At 47.6% G+C, this 19,527-nt stretch carries 16 protein-coding genes and 3 pseudogenes; 8 read left to right on the top strand and 11 right to left on the bottom strand.

Annotated features, from left to right (window positions below):
- Position 1 precedes the first annotated feature (1 nt).
- Positions 2–265, bottom strand: coding sequence for a type II toxin-antitoxin system RelE/ParE family toxin (locus tag HUF13_RS04935; RefSeq protein ID WP_173474090.1), 264 nt, complete (start codon positions 263–265; stop codon positions 2–4).
- Positions 266–511, bottom strand: coding sequence for a type II toxin-antitoxin system prevent-host-death family antitoxin (locus HUF13_RS04930; RefSeq protein WP_173474089.1), 246 nt, complete (start codon positions 509–511; stop codon positions 266–268).
- A 163-nt stretch (positions 512–674) separates the two neighbouring features.
- On the opposite strand from HUF13_RS04930, the gene HUF13_RS04925 reads away from it, so the two are divergent.
- Together HUF13_RS04925 and HUF13_RS04920 are read left to right on the top strand one after the other, a co-directional pair.
- Entirely contained in the window at positions 675–1,007 is a 333-nt protein-coding gene (locus tag HUF13_RS04925) for a type II toxin-antitoxin system RelB/DinJ family antitoxin (protein WP_173474088.1), read from the top strand.
- Positions 1,004–1,414 carry a putative toxin-antitoxin system toxin component, PIN family gene (locus HUF13_RS04920; protein ID WP_173474087.1) on the top strand — a complete coding sequence of 137 codons (411 nt, stop codon included), beginning with the start codon at positions 1,004–1,006 and terminating at the stop codon, positions 1,412–1,414. Before HUF13_RS04925 ends, HUF13_RS04920 begins: the two co-directional genes overlap by 4 nt.
- Before the next feature lie 95 nt (positions 1,415–1,509).
- On the opposite strand, the pseudogene HUF13_RS17565 reads toward HUF13_RS04920, so the two are convergent.
- The 4 genes and pseudogenes from HUF13_RS17565 to HUF13_RS04905 all read right to left on the bottom strand — a co-directional run.
- Positions 1,510–2,112, bottom strand: a pseudogene (locus tag HUF13_RS17565) (carbohydrate-binding protein); the annotation flags it as partial.
- Positions 2,113–2,319: 207 nt separating this feature from the next.
- Positions 2,320–3,618 (bottom strand): annotated as a pseudogene (locus HUF13_RS17560) (glycoside hydrolase family 43 protein); the annotation flags it as partial.
- Positions 3,619–3,849: 231 nt separating this feature from the next.
- Positions 3,850–4,560: a nucleotide exchange factor GrpE gene (gene grpE / locus HUF13_RS04910; protein WP_173474085.1), complete on the bottom strand. Its 711-nt coding sequence runs from the start codon at positions 4,558–4,560 to the stop codon at positions 3,850–3,852.
- 210 nt (positions 4,561–4,770) lie between these two features.
- Positions 4,771–5,391: a hypothetical protein gene (locus HUF13_RS04905; protein ID WP_173474084.1), complete on the bottom strand. Its 621-nt coding sequence runs from the start codon at positions 5,389–5,391 to the stop codon at positions 4,771–4,773.
- Positions 5,392–5,544: 153 nt separating this feature from the next.
- Here HUF13_RS04905 and HUF13_RS04900 point away from each other — a divergent pair, with 153 nt between their 5' ends.
- The 3 genes from HUF13_RS04900 to HUF13_RS04890 are packed head-to-tail and all read left to right on the top strand — an operon-like array spanning position 5,545 to position 7,587.
- Positions 5,545–5,964, top strand: coding sequence for a hypothetical protein (locus HUF13_RS04900; RefSeq protein ID WP_173474083.1), 420 nt, complete (start codon positions 5,545–5,547; stop codon positions 5,962–5,964).
- Between the two features lie 9 nt (positions 5,965–5,973).
- Entirely contained in the window at positions 5,974–6,549 is a 576-nt protein-coding gene (locus HUF13_RS04895) for a flavin reductase family protein (protein ID WP_173474082.1), read from the top strand.
- Between the two features lie 24 nt (positions 6,550–6,573).
- Entirely contained in the window at positions 6,574–7,587 is a 1,014-nt protein-coding gene (locus HUF13_RS04890) for a hypothetical protein (RefSeq protein ID WP_173474081.1), read from the top strand.
- Between the two features lie 126 nt (positions 7,588–7,713).
- Here the strand turns inward: HUF13_RS04890 and HUF13_RS04885 are convergent, their stop codons facing one another.
- The 3 genes from HUF13_RS04885 to HUF13_RS04875 form a co-directional block, all read right to left on the bottom strand.
- Complete coding sequence (locus HUF13_RS04885; protein ID WP_173474080.1) at positions 7,714–9,351, bottom strand: cellulase family glycosylhydrolase; 1,638 nt, start codon at positions 9,349–9,351, stop codon at positions 7,714–7,716.
- Between the two features lie 124 nt (positions 9,352–9,475).
- Positions 9,476–10,333, bottom strand: coding sequence for a TIGR03915 family putative DNA repair protein (locus HUF13_RS04880; protein WP_173474079.1), 858 nt, complete (start codon positions 10,331–10,333; stop codon positions 9,476–9,478).
- Positions 10,334–10,586: 253 nt separating this feature from the next.
- The gene (locus HUF13_RS04875) at positions 10,587–11,948 is read right to left on the bottom strand and encodes a putative DNA modification/repair radical SAM protein (protein WP_304038826.1); all 1,362 of its coding nucleotides are present in this window, start codon (positions 11,946–11,948) and stop codon (positions 10,587–10,589) included.
- A gap of 206 nt (positions 11,949–12,154) precedes the next feature.
- Between HUF13_RS04875 and HUF13_RS04870 the strand changes: the two genes are divergently transcribed.
- The gene (locus tag HUF13_RS04870) at positions 12,155–13,771 is read left to right on the top strand and encodes a glycosyl hydrolase family 8 (protein WP_173474078.1); all 1,617 of its coding nucleotides are present in this window, start codon (positions 12,155–12,157) and stop codon (positions 13,769–13,771) included.
- Positions 13,772–13,973: 202 nt separating this feature from the next.
- Here HUF13_RS04870 and HUF13_RS04865 read toward each other — a convergent pair whose 3' ends face one another.
- Together HUF13_RS04865 and HUF13_RS04860 are read right to left on the bottom strand one after the other, a co-directional pair.
- Positions 13,974–14,111 carry a hypothetical protein gene (locus HUF13_RS04865; protein ID WP_173474077.1) on the bottom strand — a complete coding sequence of 46 codons (138 nt, stop codon included), beginning with the start codon at positions 14,109–14,111 and terminating at the stop codon, positions 13,974–13,976.
- Positions 14,108–15,754, bottom strand: a complete 1,647-nt coding sequence (locus tag HUF13_RS04860) for a hypothetical protein (RefSeq protein ID WP_173474076.1) — start codon at positions 15,752–15,754, stop codon at positions 14,108–14,110. The genes HUF13_RS04865 and HUF13_RS04860 overlap by 4 nt, the downstream gene beginning before the upstream one ends.
- Positions 15,755–16,407: 653 nt before the next feature.
- Between HUF13_RS04860 and carA the strand changes: the two genes are divergently transcribed.
- Positions 16,408–17,538, top strand: a complete 1,131-nt coding sequence (gene carA, locus HUF13_RS04855; RefSeq protein WP_173474075.1) for a glutamine-hydrolyzing carbamoyl-phosphate synthase small subunit — start codon at positions 16,408–16,410, stop codon at positions 17,536–17,538.
- Positions 17,531–19,527, top strand: a pseudogene (gene carB, locus HUF13_RS04850) (carbamoyl-phosphate synthase large subunit); the annotation flags it as partial. The gene carA and the pseudogene carB, both read left to right, overlap by 8 nt.

Here is a 19,527-nt window from a genome sequence, read left to right as displayed (position 1 = left end):
ATTATGAGTGAAGCACCTTGTCGAGTTCAATTCGATAAAAAACAATACAGTTCGATACTGATAAACATCGATATCGACTCAATGAATCTACTTTGCCTTTTAAGGATGGACCTATTTCAGGAAAAATGGCAAGGTTGTCGATGGCATCAAGGATTTCAAGAACCTTTTCATTTGCCGCTTGAGGACTGCCCAATTCAGATTCTATATACGCTTTGATTGAATCCAAATCCTCGGAGACCTTTGGCGAAAAAATGATGACGGGCATCTACACCTCGTATTTCTTTCGCACATCCGCAGCGGAAAGCCAGCCACCCTGTTCGGCAGATCGTTCTCCCTCGGCAAGAGCCTTTTGGAATTTCAATGCCGCTACCATCCGTTCGTATTCTTTGATGTCTATGACAACATAGCAACCCCGACCGTTTTTGGTCAGGAACACGGGAGATTCTTCGGACACGTTCTGAAGAACTTCATTGTAATTTCGTAAATCAGACACTGGTAAAATGCAGGGCATAAACAACCTCCATTTTAATAATATATAATTTTAAGTAAAATTACAAGTAAAAAATTAAGATAAATTGATTAAAAATCCTCACGAGGGAGGATCCTTTGAGCTCATTATTTAGGTTGCATTTCGGTGTGTTTTAATATATATTTAGAGAAAAAAGGTTGCTTTTATGTCACAAACTACCTTTAGCATTCGAATGGATGACAACCTGAAAAAGGACTTTGACAAGCTTTGCGAAGAGTTTGGCATGTCGATGACCACGGCGATAAATGTCTTTGCTCGTGCCGTTGTGCGCGAGAAGAGGATTCCCTTCGAGGTTGCGTCCTCAAAGGCTCCCGCCTATGCCGCCGACAGACGCGCTTTCTACAATGCAAATCCAGTTGCAAGTCGCATGTCGATGGTAATGCGCCAGCTTTCTGCCGAGGCTGAAAGAGCAGGGGCCGCCGATATGACTCTAGACGAGATCAATGCTGAAATTGATGCAGCCAGGAGCGGTCGATGAAGTACTATGCGGTCATTGACACGAATGTCATTGTTTCCGCTTTGCTGAAATGGAACTCTGTTCCTGGAGTCGTATTGCAGGCAGTTTTCAATGGATTTGTTGTTCCTGTATATAATGATGAAATTCTGAATGAGTATCGCAATGTTTTGAATAGGCCGAAATTCGGTTTTTCTTCGGAGCTGATTTCAGAAACCATATCCCAGATAGAATCCTTGGGTGTTATGGAAAATGCTTTGGAAACTGTTGCAGAAGCCAAGCCCGATCCCAAGGACATTGTCTTTTATTCCATTGCGCTTTCTCATGGTAAAACAGCCGAAACGCATCTTGTAACGGGGAACGTCAAGCATTTTCCTGCAAATCCGATTGTCGTCACGCCGCGACAGATGTTGGACATTCTGTGCATGTAGTTAATTCGCCACAGAAATTGCATTAAACTTTGACACTAAAAACCCCGGCCATCGTTACGAGAGGTCGGGGCTTTTAAATGCGGGGGAGGTTGGGTTTATTCCCCGACTTGCAATTTCAGGGCCTTTCCAGCAGGATTCCGGACGGCATAGACTCCGCTCCCGAAGCCGGCGGTTTTGAGTCCGTTCTTGATATCTGTCTGCGAAGCTCCGGCGTTTAGACGGACTTTGCCGAGCATATTGCCCATCAAGTCAAAGACCTTGTAAACACCTGCGTTTTTTGCGAAAGCGTTTGCAGCATCCGAAGCAAATTTCGGCAAGATGCCCGTGGTGCCATTGCGTTTGTCCATAATATCGCCTTCAATTTTACCAAAGGCAATCCAGTCGAGGTTCACGTAGTCGCTTGTAATTAAGACTTTGAACACGTGTTCGCCCTTGGTGAGTTCCTTGGTTGTTTTGCCTTTGTACGTAGCGTATGTATCGAAGTCATCGGTTCCAGAAAGCGAGAGTGTATCGGTGATGGGTTCATTGTCCATGAAGAGGCGAATGCTCGTGTTGTCCATGCCGCTGGCGTAGCTGAGTTCGAAGGGGAGGGTTCCGCTTGTTTCCACATTGACGGTGTATTCCAGCCATTCGCCTTTCTGGGTGTAGCCCACGGCAAAGCCGTCACCGCATTTGTCTTTCATGGCGACGATATCCACGCGGTCTTCGCGGTATTCTTTACCTTGGTTTTCGGTATCCATGTCGTAGTAGGCCTTGCCGGCACCGCCCACGTCGTAGTTTTCGAAGTCAATGAAGTTGGCGGGGCCTTCGACGCTTGCGCCTATAACCGGAATGTCGCATTTAGCTTCGGGGTCGGTAAGTTTAGCCTTGCAGAAGGGGCTCTGCGGAATGGCCGTTTTGCTGTCCTCGAATTCCCAGTAGTCCGCCTCGAAATCGCCCGTGAACACGAAGAACACGTCGTGCTTGCCGACAGCGCCCGTAAGCGAAACCGTCACGAGACCGTCTGCGGAGAATTCCGCCTTGCCGATGATTTCGCCGTCCACCTTGTCCAGGCGAACCGTGATACTTGATGCCTTCTTGACATTTAGCACCGATGCAGAAAAACTTTCTGCGCCTGCGTCGCCGAATTCCACGCCACTAATCTTGGTGTAGTCGCCGTTACCTATGTTGGTGAGGATGACGTTGCCCACGTCCTTGGCGTTACGGCTCTTGACACCTTCGCTCCAAGACATTGTTTCAGCTTCGACGCGCTTGTACGGGTCAAAATCTTCCACTTGCGCTACACCATTTTCGGGCCAGAAGTCAATTTTCTGGATAGTCCCGTCGGCATTGTAGTGCATCTCGGCCACGGAGACCGAGCGGCGTTCCGCATGCTTGTAGGCCTGTCCGATTTTTGCTTGGTATTCCGCCCACAGCAGGTAATTCAGGCCGAAAACGTAAGATTTTCCCTTGTAGTCGATGATGCCCGGGTGGTTGCCGCGGCTTTTCGGGGAATGCGGCATGATATCGCCCTTGTAATTCCACGGACCAGTGGGGGAGTCGCTCATGGCGTACCCGATGCCCTCGGAGCAGCAAGTGGAGGCGAACGCCATATAATAATACTTGCCATGTTTGTAGAACCACGGACCTTCTTGGTAGTCCTTGATTTTGGGGTAGGTCACGATGGAACCTTCCGTGTGGATCATGTCCTTTTTCAGCTTGATCATGTAGAGTTCCGGGTTGCCCCAGTACATGTAAGCTTGGCCGTCGTCGTCAATCCAAACGGTAGGGTCGATATCGTTCCAGTGTTCGCGTTGCCACACGAGTTGGCCGTTCAGCGGGTCCTTGAAGGGGCCGTAAGGGCTGTCCGATACGAGCACCGAGATGCCGTGACCGTGGATGGGGCAGTACATGTACCATTTGCCGTCGCGCTCGATGACCTGTTCCGCCCATGCGCCGTTATTGGAATTGTACCACTTGAAATCGCCGAGCGATGCGACCGCGCCGTGATCGGTCCAGTTCACCATGTCGGTGGAAGTGTACAGCAACCAATCGTACATCATGAACCCGTCGGCGTTGTCGTCGTCGTGGGTCGTGTAAAGGTACACCGTGTCGCCGTGCACATAGGGGGCAGGGTCCGCCGTGTATTTTGTAGTGATTATAGGATGCTGCGCAAAAGCAGCACACGCCAATACAGCTGAAACGGTTAAGATTTTACCAAACATCTTGATCTCCATTCCTCGTTAATTTCTACACCCAAGGATAAAGATATAACGGAAAATGTTTGCGGATAATCGCTCGTTCAAATCTCTATTGTCATTTTATCAAAGGGGGGGGATAAGAAAAGCCCGCGCACGGGGGAGTGGCAGGCAGAAAAACGGGGGAGTTCCTTCGAATTCGGGCTTAGCCCTTCACTCAGGATGGCCGAAGCCTGCCCTGAGCTCGTCGAATGAGCATTACTTTCCGGAGGAGACGATGACCTTGGCGGTCTTCAAGATTTTGTTCTTGAGCTTGTAACCCTTCTGGAATACGGTGACGACGTGACCTTCCGGGATAGTTTCGCTGGGCTGCTGCATCAGTGCTTCGTGGAGGTTCGGGTCGAATTCCTTGCCGGTCGGGTCGATTTGTTCGAGGCCTGCATCCGTGAGGACCTTGGAGAACTGATTGTAAATCATCTGCATGCCTTTTTCGAAGGCTTCGAGGTCCTTGGCCTTGTTTTCGCTGGCGAAAGCGCGTTCGAAATTATCCTGGACTTCGGAGAGCTTTTCGAGAAGCTTGCCGTTCGCGGTTTCGATGAGTTCGAGCTGTTCCTTGGCGCTACGGCGGCGGAAGTTGTCGAATTCAGCCATCAAGCGAAGGGTGCGGTCGTTGGCTTCGGCAAGTTGCTGTTTTAAAACTTCTTCGGCAGAAGGTGCGGCCGGCTGTTCTTCAGCTTTTTCTTCGGACTTTGGCGCTTCAGCATTTTGACCTTCGACGTCAGCAGTTTTTTCGGTGGACTCCTGGGATGCGCTTGCGTTGTCGTTGCCGGTTGCGGAATTAGCCGAAGCATTGGCTTCGGCTTCGAGATTCATTGCATCCTGGGCGGCTTTCAGCACATCCTGTTCAAATTGAGCACGTTCAGTATCGTTCGGTTCAACATTCTGTTCCGGATTCTTTTCTTCAGCCATGATAATAAAATTCCTTTAAATTCGCCCGTCGGGCGGGTGTTTTACATTTTCGACCTAAATTTAGCAAATACTGTGCCAATTAAAAGCGTAAAAAAGTGTTTTAATGTGAAACAAGCCTGACTCCCCTTTCTAAATTATTATTTCCGATAATGCGGATTATGTAAACTAAGATAAAGAAGCGAACCATTGGTTCTGTTTTACTTTTTAATCTCATTCGTAATTACATATATCGCAGCTATAACGTTCTCCAATAGTCTTTAAGAAACATCTAAGTTCAAAATCTTGTTTACCAAGTTGACGTAAGTCATAACCACTAAAGTCATCTTTGAATGCGAATGTTATAGCATTATTTTCGCAAGCAACGTTTTTCTTTGTTGAGTCGCTTTTGTGTTGGGTGCATAAATCTTTTATTTTTTCCTGATCGAGATTGCTGTATGTTTTTTGGGCAAACGCTATTCCATTTTCAATTTTCAAGTTAAATTGATATGTTTCATCACGACTTGTCATGTTTAAATGGATTTGCGTACTGTCATATTTAACTTCGCACCATGATAAGAGATCAGATGGAACTTCGCCACAACAAATATGTTCCATAACGGTAAAGTTTGTAGTCATGTCCGTCATAACGGAATCAAAGACGTAGCTTTTTATACGTTCAAAAATAACTGTAGAATCTTTATCGCTTTTTACAGGCAATTCTAAAGAACTCGAACTATTTTCTTGTGCTGTCGAAACGCGTTCTTCGAGCAGGCTTTCGGACTGTGGCACGGTTGATTTGCACGCCGCGAGAAGTGCAATGGCGATTATGGGTAAAATTTTAAGGAGTTTCATAAATTCGTTAAGAACAATGTACAAAAAATTCCATTTATATGATATTCTGAGTTTATTTCTGTTGTAAATTATTGCAATATTAATTTTGGTGATAGAAATTATTTCTTGACAAGATTTATATTTTATGGAAGATTATTTTTAAGAAGGAGTTTTATGCTCAAAAAGGCTTTCTTGATTTCTGCTGCGGCAGCTCTTGTATTTTCCGGTTGTGGTTCTGATAATTCCACGTCGGCTTCGGGTTCGGGGCCGCAAGTGCTTAGTTGTTCTGCCAATGCCATTTCGGATGATACGTTTATTATGGAGATTGTGACTGAAAACGTTACAATGACTACAACAACGACAATTGCTGGTAATTTAGCGAATATCGAATACGACCTCTCTTATGCTCCTCAAGTGCCTGCGGCATACGTTCAACAGAAATGTGATGAAAACAAGCGAGAAGCTCAGGAAAAAAATGCCCAGATTGTTTGCAGCGATCATTCTATAAACATTAAAGAAGTTGCACCTACCAATATCAGTTTTGAAGCCGCTCTAGAGAGCGCCAAAAATGAATGTCGAGAAGCTATTCGTTAAGAGGTTTTTATGCGTAAAGATTTTGGCAAAAAAGCAATCATCACTCCCCTACCCGTTCTTATTATCGCGACTTACAACGAAGACGGAACTCCCAATGCCATGAATGCGGCTTGGGGCGGCCAGCGCGAAGAAGACGAGATTTCGATTTGCCTTGGCTCAGACCACAAGACGACCGAGAATATTAAGGCCCGCAAGGCGTTTACGGTAAGTTTTGGCACGCGCAAAACCGCAACGGTTTCTGACTTTTTCGGTGTGGTGAGCGGCAAGAAAATGCCCAACAAGGTCGAAAAGGCAGGTGTGCATGTGATCAAGAGCGCCCATGTCGATGCGCCGATGTTCGAAGAATTTCCGCTGACGCTTGAATGCGAACTCAAGGAATGCAGCCCGGATTTTGACGGAAGTACCTACATTGTGGGTAGAGTCGTGAACACCAGCGCTGATGAAAACGTTCTTGGCGATGACGGCAAGGTGGATCTTGGGAAAGTCGAGCCGATTTCCTATGACTCCGCGGCGCATGCCTACCGCGTTGTTGGCGAAAAGGTTGGCAAGGCTTTCAGCGACGGCCTCAAAATCGCAAAAGCATAATCAAATTTCCAAAAAAGAACTCTCATGAATAAAAAGATTTTATCGATGTCAGCGGCCGTATCTTTGGTATTTTGGGCTTGCACGACAGACAATTCCACAGCTCCTATCCCTAGTCCAATTGCTGAGTCCTCATCAAGCCAAGGTCTCTCTAGCGCTGAAATCGTTCAAGGCAACAGCTCATCATCCCAAGTTAATGCTGTTAGTTCTTCGACCATTGAACGGGGAGACGTAACTCTACCTACAGACATTACATGTTCTGTTCAAAAAGTTTCGGACAATGCTGTCATTTTGGATTTTACCAACGCACTCTCGGAAAACATAAAAATGAAGATAACCCTCGTTGGGACGGATGTCGAAATGGAGAGCATAACCACCTATCCTTCAAATACGCCAAAATCTGTAATTGAAGATATGTGCGAAGAAAGCAAGGAAGGTTCGATAACTTTAAATGCAACCGTCACTTGTGAAGGCAATACCATTTCTGTCAAGTATAAAGATTCTGCAAATGGTCAAAAAATAGATGATGTTGTCGAGTCAAGTAATAGGCTCTGCGAAGTGATGAAAATGACCGCGGACATGATGTCATCTAGTTCTATGCAGGTTTCGTCAAGTTCCGCAATCGTTCTCCCCAAAAGTTCTAGTTCTGCATTGCCCCCATCAAATACAGAAAAAGGCAAGGCTACATGCGAGATTCCGAAAGACACGGATGAAGCTTTCAACATGGTTATTGTTGCTCCAGATTCTGTCAAAATGACTATTGATGCAACATATAAAAACAAAGTGTTCTCATTGTCGGCCATTGCTGAATTTGATCCCAAAGTTCCACAAAGTATAATTGACCAGGAATGCGCAAAAACGAAAGCAGAAGCAACCGAAGATTTCGATGGAGCTGTTGTGACTTGTAACGGAAATGTGATTACGGAGAATTTTTCTACCACGTCTACGACAAACGCAATCCCGTTACTCGCTCCAACGCTTGTTATGGAATGCGAAAAGATTCAGGAAACGGGTGTAATTCCGGAAGACGATGAAGAATAATTCGTTCTTTTAAAAGATTAAAAAACGCGCAGTCCAGAGGATTGCGCGTTTTTATTTTTGGAAAAATTCATGCGTAAAAGCACGTTTATGAAATGCGCGCGATGCGCAGCTAAACACGTTACGCGTTTAGCCAAGGTCCTTAATGACCATGATTCCGCTGCGTTCAATCTTGGGGTACTGGCGCATGCCTTCCCCACCCTTGCCCTTGTCGAGAATGTCGAGCAAGGTGCCGTTGGTCGAGTATAGGTGCAATTCCCACGGACCGTTCGGGGCGTTGAAGTAGCCGGAATTCTTTTGCACGTTGCGCTGGAACGTTCTGTTGAGGCGGTCGGCAACGCTGCGGGCATGAACTAGCGAAACATCGGCGAGACTCCAGGATGTCGGCACGCCACCCATGTCGAAGATGAGTACTGCATCGACATCGGTTTCTTCCTTCATCGTGAATTTCCAGCTGAAGTTCTGCCAGCTAGTGCTCAAGTCGAGGATACGACCATTAGCATACGGCGTGTAGTTTTCGCAATCCTTCTTGATGTTCACGTTGAGCGTACGTGGTTTGTCGGCCTTGGCGCGCATGCTGAAAATGTATGTAACGCCTTTGTGGAGCGCAAAATGTTGCTTGAACTGGAGATTCCAGGAATCCTTGCCGCTCTTTTTAATGTCGAAATGAACAACTCCATCCTTGACGGTGACTTCGCCCTTGCCTCCCCAGAAGTCGGTTGTCCAACCGCTGAGAGGATCCTCGGCGATAAAGTCGCCATTTTCAATGATGTTCGTACCGGATCCCTGAGAGCCGGTCGTAAAGTCCTTGTTCTGGATGAAATTCGGGATGACACTGGTATTCTGGATGCCAAGAGAGCTATCGACTGCAATTTCCTTGCCCCAGCCCACAAGCGTATTGTAGGAGCCGTGCACCGTCATGTCCATTTCGGGGCTGTCGAAGTTACCCGGTCCCCAGCTCCAGGCGAGCCAGCCAATGTTCAAGCGTTCGCATTCCGCCATGATATACTTGTACGGAATTTCTCTGACGCCACCTGCAGCGACCGGTGCAAATTCACCGACAATCAGCGGAATTTTGCGCTTAATAGATTCTTCGAGCGTACCCTTGATGCGGTCCTTGACTGTTTCGTAGCCGCTAGCGACTGGGTTGTGGCGTTCGGTAGGCCACCACATGTGAATCGAGAAAATCAAATTGTGTTCGGGATCCGCTTGCAAAAGTTTCGGACCGACGTTCAAAAGGTTCTTTTCGTTCTGGCCCCATTCATCGGCATCAATCATGATTGGAACTCGCACACCGGAGGCGCGGAGCTTGGTCACGATGATGTTGTAGGCATTGAAAAATTCATCGGCGCTCTGAGCCTTGTCTCCAGGTTCGTTGCCGATGTTCAAAATCAAGTATTCCTGATGATTGTAAATCATCTGGAGAGTCTCTTCGCGGAGCCAAAATTCGAGAGCGTCGCTCAAACGGTCCCAGTTACCAGTCGTGTCGTGGATTTCTGGAATTGGAATCATGCCGTTTGCAATACAAAGCGAAATGATATTGTCGAGGTCGCTGATTCGACCGCGGGTGTTCCAAACAATTCTTACACAGTTTGCACCAGTTTTTGCAATTTCGGGGATTGTCTTGCCTTCGCGATCAGTCCAAATAAACATGTGGTTAACACCACGGAGAACAACCTTTTCGTTGTCCTTGCTATACAGAAAAGAATCTTGAACGAAAAAGCCCGGTTTAACAGAAGAGCCGTTCATATCTTTTATTTTCTCCATAAAGTCATTAATTCCATTATAAATATATAACTAAATGTTTTTTTAGAGCCAATTTTTTTTTCGCATATATAAAAAATTCAGCGCTCGATTCTGTGTGGATTAAGCAATTTTTATGCCACAACAGCTATTTCAGCATCAATGAAGCTACGGAGTTGGACTTGGCGACTGCAGACGGAAGCCGTAATCTCGCCTCCCCCATGGTTCCAAGCGATGGATTCGGGAGTGAACGCTCCGGAAGATGCTTCCAGTAGCGAACGGGCAAGCAACGTCGAAGGAGGCGCGGGTTGAGCCGCTCCTTGATTGCCATCGTATCGTAGTAAGACTTCCACATGCGTGTAAATTCGTCTGGAGGCGCATGCGCGGAAATGTAACTTGGATCGGGTACAGTTACAAAATGTGTTTTGTAGTTTTCGTAGTACACGCCAAAGCCTCGTTTGACATCGATAATCGCCCATGTGCCGTTGGGGTAACGGCACCGGAAATGCCCGATAATCATTTCGAGAATGTCGTACTTGGGTTCGATCTCGGCGATGTACATTCCATCGGGGGCCTTGTTGAAACGCACCATCCCGTACATGTTGTCCATTTCGCGACGCACAGAACGCGCGATTGTGATAAGCGGAATCATTTCGAGGCTCGAAGGATTGCGACCGTAATTCGGGTCGAGGCCAGCAAAAAGCTTACGCAAGTATGCCAGAATGTTCATCTCGATGCCCGTGTCTTCGGAGCGGAAGCATGTTTCGAGCAGGTTCAGAACGTCTTTGCTGGCGGCATTTGTGATGGCACGCTTGAGACGCCTTGCTGATTCTTCGGATGTTTCGATATGAAACGGCTGTGCAAAAAGGTCAGACGAAACCTCGTGTTCAGCCTCGTAAGAGCGCTCGGCTACAAAGCTCGTGACGTCGAGATGCTGGCGGTAAATCTCGAAGACCGCGCTCAGGAAACCGTCGAAAGTAGAATCGTAATGAATGGCGATGGACATGGGGGTGTTGGAAGTAGGAAGTAGGAAGTAGGAAGTAGGCGGTAGGAAGTTGGCGGAACTTAGGGACGTCATCCTGAAGCCTGTAGGGCTGAAGGATCCAGTAATTTCTAGGCAGTAGGAAGTGGGAAGTAGGAAGTTGGCGGAACTTAGAGCTTAGAACTTAGAAGTTGTTAGTTGCTAGTTGTTGGTTGATAGGATTTGTTTGAACGTTGCGAGACTTGACGCATTCGCGTTCAGGATGACGATGTGAGCGTTAGTTGCTTGCGATTGACAATGTTTGGGGTGATTGCGCGGCTCTTGGTGGTGGCATCGCGATTGGCTGATAGTTTGCTGTTGGTTGAGTTATTGGCTGATTGGTTGCCGGTGATGGTAATGCGGCGGGCATAGAATCGAACAAATCCAGTTGATCGGATTTGGGCTTGCCTGCAATGAGCAGCGGACGAATCATTTCCGGGTAAAGCTTATGGAGCTCACGAGGAACTTCATTGTTGTAAATGAAGTACTTCGCGCGCTTGAGAACCACTCCCATTTTCTTTAAATGTTCCAGCCTGATTTTATTGTAACGCCTGCCGCTTACAATGAGCTGGGCAGACCTCACTCCGATTCCCGGCACGCGCAAAATCATTTCGTAATCGGCGGTTTGCAAATCGACCGGGAAACATTCCGGATGCCTGAGTGCCCACATCACTTTCGGGTCTAGATCCGGATCCAGGAATGGATTTTTTTCGTCCAAGATTTCGTTGTATTCGAACTTGTAAAAACGCATAAGCCAATCCGCTTGGTACAGCCTGTGTTCGCGCAAAAGCGGTGGCTTTGTTGTAATCACAGGCAAGCGCTTGTCGGCGTTGATGGGAACATAGCCCGAAAAATAAACACGCTTCATTTGCTGTTGCTTGTAGAAGCCTGCCGACAGCGTGAGAATCTGGAAATCAGTCTCCCCCGATGCTCCGACAATCATTTGCGTGCTTTGCCCTGCTGGCAAAAATTTGGGAGAATACTTGGATTTATCCGCTTTATATTCCAATTTGCGTTCTGCCAAAAAATTCATGGGGCGGTAAATGGATGCAAAATTCTTTTCGGGCGCAAGGTATTGCAATTGCTTGTCGGATGGAATTTCGATGTTCACGCTACTGCGGTCGGCATAAAGCCCTGCCTCGAACAAAAGCTTGGAACTTGCTCCGGGAATCGCTTTCAAGTGAATGTATCCGCCAAAATGGTGCACCAGCCGCAATTCTTTTGCGACCTTAATCAAAAGTTCCATCGTGTAATCGGGCGTACCGATAACCGCCGAACTCAAGAATAGCCCTTCGATGTAATTGCGTCGGTAAAATTCCAAAGTGAGATTGATGAGTTCCTTGGGTGTAAAAGTCGCTCGCGGGATATCGTTACTCCGCCGGTTGACGCAATAGGCGCAATCGTATTTGCACGCATTGCTGAAAAGCACTTTCAATAGCGAAATGCAGCGGCCATCGGCGCTCCATGTGTGGCAAATGCCTGAACTGTGCCCGCAGCCCATTCCGCCTTTGGGCGAGTTGCGCTTGGAGCCGCTCGACGAACACGAAACGTCATACTTGGCGGCATCGCCTAGAATGTCCAGCTTTTCCCGTAAATCCATATCTTAGCCTTTTCACAACCGCGAAAACAAAGATTCCTTATTTTAACGATACACTTGTTTACTTGCTTTTCTGTTCACTAAATATAACAATAACTGCACAAAAAAGCAAATATATTTTACAAAGTTTTTGTTGTAATCAATTACACTAATATTTTTCCAAAAAGTGTTAAAAATCCTCGTAAAATGGGTAATTTTGGAACATGAATATGAAAAAAACAATCTTCTCTCTCTCTCTCGCTTTGCTACTCGGTCCATCTGTGATCAATGCAGCAGACTTTACTGGCAACTTCTTTGACGATAAGGGCGCTTATTACGGCCCGGACTGCGATAAAGAAAAAAACTATTCCGGCGCTTACTATACCGGTAATTACGAAAGCCCGTTCAAGACCATCTTGGGCAAGACCGACGAAGAAATCCAGGAAAAAATGGATAAGTTGTGGAACCACTATTTTAAGGGCGACAACAACTCCAAGGTCTATTACGACAAGGGCAACGAAGCTTACATTCTCGACGTGAACAACAGAGACGTCCGTTCCGAAGGTATGTCTTACGGTATGATGATTGCCGTGCAGACCGGCCACAAAGAGGAATTCGACAAACTCTGGAACTGGGCTAAGAACCACATGTGGCACAAGAGCGGTGGCTGGGATGGCTACTTCGCTTGGCAGCGCAATGAAAGCGGTTCCGGCGGTGACGACAACTGCGCACCGGATGGCGAAATGTATTTTATGATGTCGCTCCTCTTTGCAGCGAACCGCTGGAACGACAGCAAGTACATGGACGACGCCCAGTATATTTTGAAGAAAATGTGGGACAACGGCCAGCACAGCCTTTTCAACCCGCAACATTACGTGATTACATTCCAGCCGCAGGGCAACGAAAACAACTTCTCCGACCCGTCTTATGACTTGCCGGCTTACGTTGATCTTTTCGCTCGCTGGTCCACCACCAACCAGGATAAGTGGACCAAGGCTGCAAAGGCAACGCGCGATCACTTGTACAAATCCTCCAACACGAAGTCCGGCTTGTTCTCGGATTACAACAACTTCGACGGTACTCCGCACGGCGTAAGCTACAACGGCAATGCCGAAAAGTACATGTACGATGCCATGCGTTGCGCTATGAACTTCGGTATGGACTACTACCTTTTTGGTGCTGATTCTGCACGCCAAGAAGAAATGGCCCGCCGCATCATCGATTTCTTTGAAAAGGATGGCTACAAGCACGCTCGTTTCAACTGGGACGGCTCCAATCCGCAGGAACAGTACACGCTTGGCGAAACCGGCGCAAATGCCGTTGCTGCTATGGCTTTGATCAACAATCCAAAGTATAATGACGCCGTCAAGAAGAATCTCAAGATGGCTTGGGATGGAAACCTCATGACGGGTCAGTACCGCTATTACGATGGCTTGGTGCACTACCTCGCCATGCTCCACTTGAGTGGAACGTTCAAGATTTGGAAGCCGAAGCCGGATGTTGAAGAAAAATCTGTTGAAGCAAACGAATACTGCGGCGTGAAAATCGACAATGATACCACGTTCTATGCATTTGAATCTTGCAAGCTCTACAAGGTGAATGCAAAGCCGAAAACAAACGCTATTTCTGCGAAGGTTCAGTTGAACAACGCTGTAAGAGTTTGGTCCACGAACAGCTCTATCGTTATCGAAAACGCTCCGATGGGTAGCAAGTTTGCAGTCACCGACCTCAACGGCCGCGTGCTCAAGGCTTCGAAGACTACTTCTGCAATGCAAGAAATCCGCTTTGGCAGCAGAGGCAACTTCCTCGTCATCGTTGGCGACAAGACCTATAAAGTTGTGAAGTAGTAATTACAACTGCGTATTTAAAAACAGGACGAACATTGTTCGCCCTGTTTTTTATTTGTTTTAGAATGGTTATCCGCAATACGGTTTTTCGACCGGAAGCATTCCTATTCCATGATTAATTTGGGGTGTTGAGTCGCTACTATACAGCAATATAGATTGTTGCTTTAAAACAATCAGATTCATTTTTGGAGCTGTATACGCTTTATGGATTTTGGTCTTCAAATGTGACTCCTATTTCATCATCATTGCCGGAACAGCATAACAAAGGATCTTCTTGTTCAAATTCGAGCACAGACATCTGCGGTTTAGCATACTCTTTTTTTCGTTCGATTTTACTCATTGTACATCCTTGCTTTTTAAAACTTTTTTGCCGTAATAAGCACCACGAACTTTGGGCGCCGCTATTTTACGCCCTTTGGCATCGTAGTTCGGTAGCATTGTGAATTCACCTGTGCGGGTGTTCATGCGCGCCATGAACGTTGTTTTTTCGCCATTTTCGGTTTCGTTCTCAAACAGAACGTCGATTGATTCGGATGTGTGGCCTATGCTATACTGAGCTGAATTTCGTCCTAAAACAGCCTGTGGGCATTGAAGCTTTACGTTGCTATCTCTTTTTTTAAGGTAGGCGCGGAAGGGATTAGCAAAGGGATAACCTGTTGTTTCGGCATCTTCGGCAATCGCAATTTTCCCGAATTTACCTTGCTTAATATTGTTTTCGTTACTACCTGCAAAAGCATAAGCTAAACCGAGATCTTCATCGTTTTCTTTCCATTCCTTGAAAGAATAGACTCCGATAAAGCTCCATTTCCCGTCAGAAACTGTCGTTGTAGGATTTGTTACTAGATTAGTCGTTGTTGCAAATGTTGCTGTTTCTCCACCCAAATCGAAAGTCAATTTGCCACCATCGTTCAGTACGACCACATAAGGCGTATTTGCCTGCGGAATATCGGGGACTTTGTCATCGATAGTGATGTTTGTAACTGTTGCGTTCCATGCGCAAGTATTTTCCACTTGAACGACTTCTTTTAAATAAAAGAACTTTGCATTGGTTGTTGTATTTGGTGGTAGGCTGAACGGCAATACGATTGTGGATGGTTTTCCCGCTGTAAAAGTTCGGTTGAAGTCGATGGAAACGACATCGGTTGCTGAAGGTATATTGAGTGTACTAGAGGATTCTCCATCGATGATTGCTCGCTTGGAATTATCGGCGTTTGTAACAAATTGCACAAGGTAATCTGTTGGCGTGAGTGTTTTGCCTTTGATGGCTGCATTAATGCCTGTGGTGCTGTTTGAATATTCGCCGGTACCTTCGTCCTTGAGTGTAAGCCCATCGGCGATCTTCAGGTTACCGGAGTAGGAGCTTGCATACAAGCTATTGACCCAGTTGATGTTGATATTTCCAGATTCTGATTCGATACCGTCATAGTTGCCGGTCCCGTTATAAATTGCAGAAACACTGCCTCCATAGATATCAATATTATTGTTGGCCCAGATAGCGTCTCTGGCATTGGAGGTGGCTATGACATGACCTCCGTAAATTTGGAGCGTACCACCCGCACTTAACCCTCTACTATAACTAGTACCCGTTTCATTCACAATTAGAGAACCGGCCTGATTTTTCTGTCCGAAAATTTTAAGATTGTGCAATACATCCATGGCATGAGTGTTTTTATCACTACTATTATAATTAATAGTGAATTTTGCTTTATCTGCAATAATAAACGTAACGTTGTCGTTTATAAGGCGAAGGTGTCCATTGTACTCTAATGTATCTTCAACGACAAAGCAAGATGCGCTATTATTAAGTGTTGCTGTGCTAAGAAGACTAGCATCTATCAATGTACAGTTCATTTTTGCGGATACACCATTTTCATCAATATAGTCGGTATCCTTCTTTGCACTCCACCCGTTTGCTGCCATACACAGTGCAACAGGCAAAGCCAGTGCTACATGAGCTTTTGCAATTTGTCTTTGCAATTTCATTTTCCCTTCTTCCTTTAAATTTGAAAATTCGTCTATAGAAAAACGTCTGGAATCAATCGAGTCGCAAAAACAAAATTGTAGACGCCCCCTCTCTTTTTATTAAAATTACTAAAATTATATAAAAACATTACAAATCAAAGGAACGTATGCTAAAAATTTGAATAAGAAAAGTCGATAAAGACTTTTAAATCATTTTTTGAAACTAGTCAATAGAGTTGAATTAGACTGATTGATTTTCGTCTTTTACATTTCTTTTCCAAACCTCAAAAGTGTTTTACAAAAATTGTATAATCCCTTGAAATTTTTCAAAAATAATGGATTGTCGCGGGCCTGTCATTTTACTATAATTTCACCCCGATGAAAAGAATGGAACTTGTTGACTTCGAGCTCGCCTTCAAGCAAGCAGTCTCGGCCCACAAAAAGGTCGGTTGGGTTTCGGTTTTCAACAAGACTATTCATTTTTTTAAGAGTTTTAATTTTAAGGCAAAGGCATTTAGCTTTTGCCTTTTTTATTGTACACTGCATCGTCTTTCTGAGCGAAGCGAAGAATCCAGTTATATTCAGCCCTGGATCCTTCGTTTTTGTGCTACGCACTTCACTCAGGATGATGGCGTGGAAACAACCGCTTTTTACATTCTAGCAACGAGTAAATCATGAACGAAAAATTTCAATGGAAAGCAAAGCGCGAGCGCAAGGCTTTTATAGCCTTGGCTGACGGAGCCGTATTCCACGGTTACGCCTTTGGCGAAAAGAAAGATACCGTAGGCGAAGCCGTGTTCAACACCGGTATGGCTGGCTACAAGCAGATTTTGACCGACCCGTCTTACGCTGGTCAGTTCGTGGTTTTCACCACGGCCGAAGTTGGCGCTTACGCTACGAACTTTGAAAAGTCCGAATCCCGCCAGGTTTTCTTGAACGGCATTGTCGTGAATTCCCTCGACTGGGTTTCCAAGGAACTCAACGAAGTTTCGCTCCATGATTACATGCTCGCCCAGCACAAGGCCGGCATTGCAGGCGTTGATACTCGCGCCCTCACGCTCCACCTCCGCACCCACGGTGCCCAGAAGGCTTACCTCCACGTCGAAGACTCGGAAATGACCGAAGCCGAAGCCATCGCAAAGGCTAAGGCTTGGGAAGGCCTCGACGGTCAGGACTACGCGAGCAAGGTGAGCGACCCGAACGGCTACGAATTCAACAACGAAGGCAAGTACCACATCGTTGCTCTCGATTTCGGTATCAAGACGAACATTTTGAGAAACCTCGCCGCCCAGGACATGCGCATCACGGTCATGCCGATTGGTACGAGCTACGAAAAGATTATGGAACAGAAGCCGGATGGCGTGTTCCTCTCCAACGGCCCTGCCGACCCGAACAGCCTTCCGCAGGTTTACAACATGGTCAAGCAGCTCCTCGGCAAGATTCCTCTCATGGGGATTTGCCTGGGTAACCAGCTCCTCGGCCTCGCTCTCGGTGCTAAGGTATCCAAGCTCAAGTTCGGCCACCACGGCTGCAACCATCCGGTCAAGAACCTCTTGACGGGCGCTGTCGAAATCACGTCGCAGAACCACAACTACGCCATTGACGAAAAATCTCTCCCCGCCGATGTCGAAGTCACGCACATCAACCTGAACGACAACACGGTCGAAGGCATCCGCCACAAAAAGTTCCCGGCATTCAGCGTACAGTACCATCCGGAATCTGCCCCGGGTCCGAACGATTCCATGTACTTGTTTGAAGAATTTAAGAAGATGATTGAAGATTTCAAGGGAGGCAAGAATGCCTAAGCGTACCGACATCAAGAAGATTATGCTCATCGGTTCAGGCCCGATTGTGATTGGCCAGGGCTGCGAATTCGACTATTCTGGCGTGCAGGCCTGCAAGGTGCTCCGCCGCGAAGGTTACGAAGTGGTGCTCGTGAACTCCAACCCGGCAACCATCATGACCGACCCGGAAATGGCCGACCGCACCTACATCGAACCGCTGAGCGTCGATATTCTGCACGAAATCATCCGTCGCGAACGCCCGGACGCCTTACTCCCCACACTCGGTGGCCAGACCGCCTTGAACCTCGCGATGGAACTCAACGAACGCGGCATTCTCGACCGCTACCAGGTGGAACTCATCGGTGCCAAGGCCGAATCCATCCAGCGCGCCGAAGACCGTCACCTGTTCAAGGAAGCCATGCTCAAGATTGGGCTTGACCTCCCCCGCTCCGGTTCCGCACACTCCATGAGCGAAGCGAACGCCATCGCGAACACCATCGGCAGCTGGCCGCTGATCATCCGTCCGGGCTTTACCCTCGGCGGTACGGGCGATCTCTCCTCGGCTGGAAAGAATTCGAAATGGAAGTCATGCGCGACAAGAAGGGCAACGCCGTTATCGTCTGCTCCATTGAAAACCTCGACCCGATGGGTGTTCACACGGGTGACTCCATCACGGTTGCTCCGATCCAGAGCCTTGATGACCGCGCCTACCAGGCCATGCGTGATGATTCCTTGAAGGTCATGGAAGCTATCGGCGTGGAAACCGGTGGATCCAACGTGCAGTGGGCTATCGAACCGAAGACCGGCCGCCGCATCATCATCGAAATGAATCCGCGCGTGTCCCGTTCTTCTGCTCTTGCTTCTAAGGCAACGGGCTTCCCCATCGCAAAGATTGCGGCGCTCCTCGCCGTGGGCTACACGCTTGACGAACTCCGCAACGACATTACGCAATCGACTCCGAGCTGCTTTGAACCTGCTCTCGACTACGTTGTCGTGAAGGTTCCGCGCTTCACGTTCGAAAAGTTCCCGAAGGCAGATTCCACGCTCGGCACCCAAATGAAGTCTGTGGGCGAAGCGATGGCCATCGGTACGAACTTCAAGCAGGCCATGCAGAAGGCTCTCCGCTCCCTCGAAACGGGATTCGGCGGATTCGGTGCCTGCGCCAAGTGTGAAAAGTTCAAGGAATACGACGACGAAACGCTCGCCAATGAAGTCGCCCGCCCGAGTGCAGAACGCATCTTCGTGGTGTACGAAGCCTTCCGTCGCGGTTGGGACATCGAAAAGCTTTACGAAGTCACCAGGATTGATCGCTACTTCCTCCGCCACCTCGAAGAACTCGCCTGCTTCGAAGACGAAATCACGGCTGCAGGTTCTCTCGAAAACCTCGCCAAGGACAAGCCGCTCTTCCGCCAGGCCAAGGAATTCGGCTTCAGCGATATCCAGATCGGTTACCTGTTCCACAAGACACCCGAAGAAGTCATGGCAGTGCGTAAGCAGATCGGTCTCATTCCGAGCTACTACTCCGTAGATACTTGCGCCGGCGAATTCGAAGCCATCACGCCGTATTACTATAGCTGCTACGCCGACAATACCGAACCGGTCCGCGAAATCCCGGGTCATGAAAGCAAGAAGCGCATCATGGTGCTCGGCGGCGGCCCGAACAGAATCGGTCAGGGTATCGAATTCGACTACTGCTGCTGCCATGCCGCCTTTACGCTGCGTCGCGAAGGCTACGAAGTCATCATGGTGAACTCCAACCCCGAAACGGTTTCCACCGACTACGATACATCCGACAAACTCTACTTTGAACCGCTCACGCTCGAAGACGTGATGGGCATTTACGAACGCGAAAAGTGCGCGGGCGTCATCGTGCAATTCGGCGGTCAGACTCCGCTGAACCTCGCCATGCGTCTCAAGAAGGCCGGTGCAAATGTGGTCGGCACAAGCCCCGAAGACATCGACCTCGCCGAAGACCGCGACTTCTTCAAGCAGCTGGTTGACAAGGTCGGC

The organism is Fibrobacter succinogenes, assembly GCF_902779965.1.
GTDB lineage: Bacteria > Fibrobacterota > Fibrobacteria > Fibrobacterales > Fibrobacteraceae > Fibrobacter > Fibrobacter succinogenes_F.
Note: the sequence above shows the minus strand (reverse complement) of the source record. Positions and strands in the feature narration are given on the sequence as shown.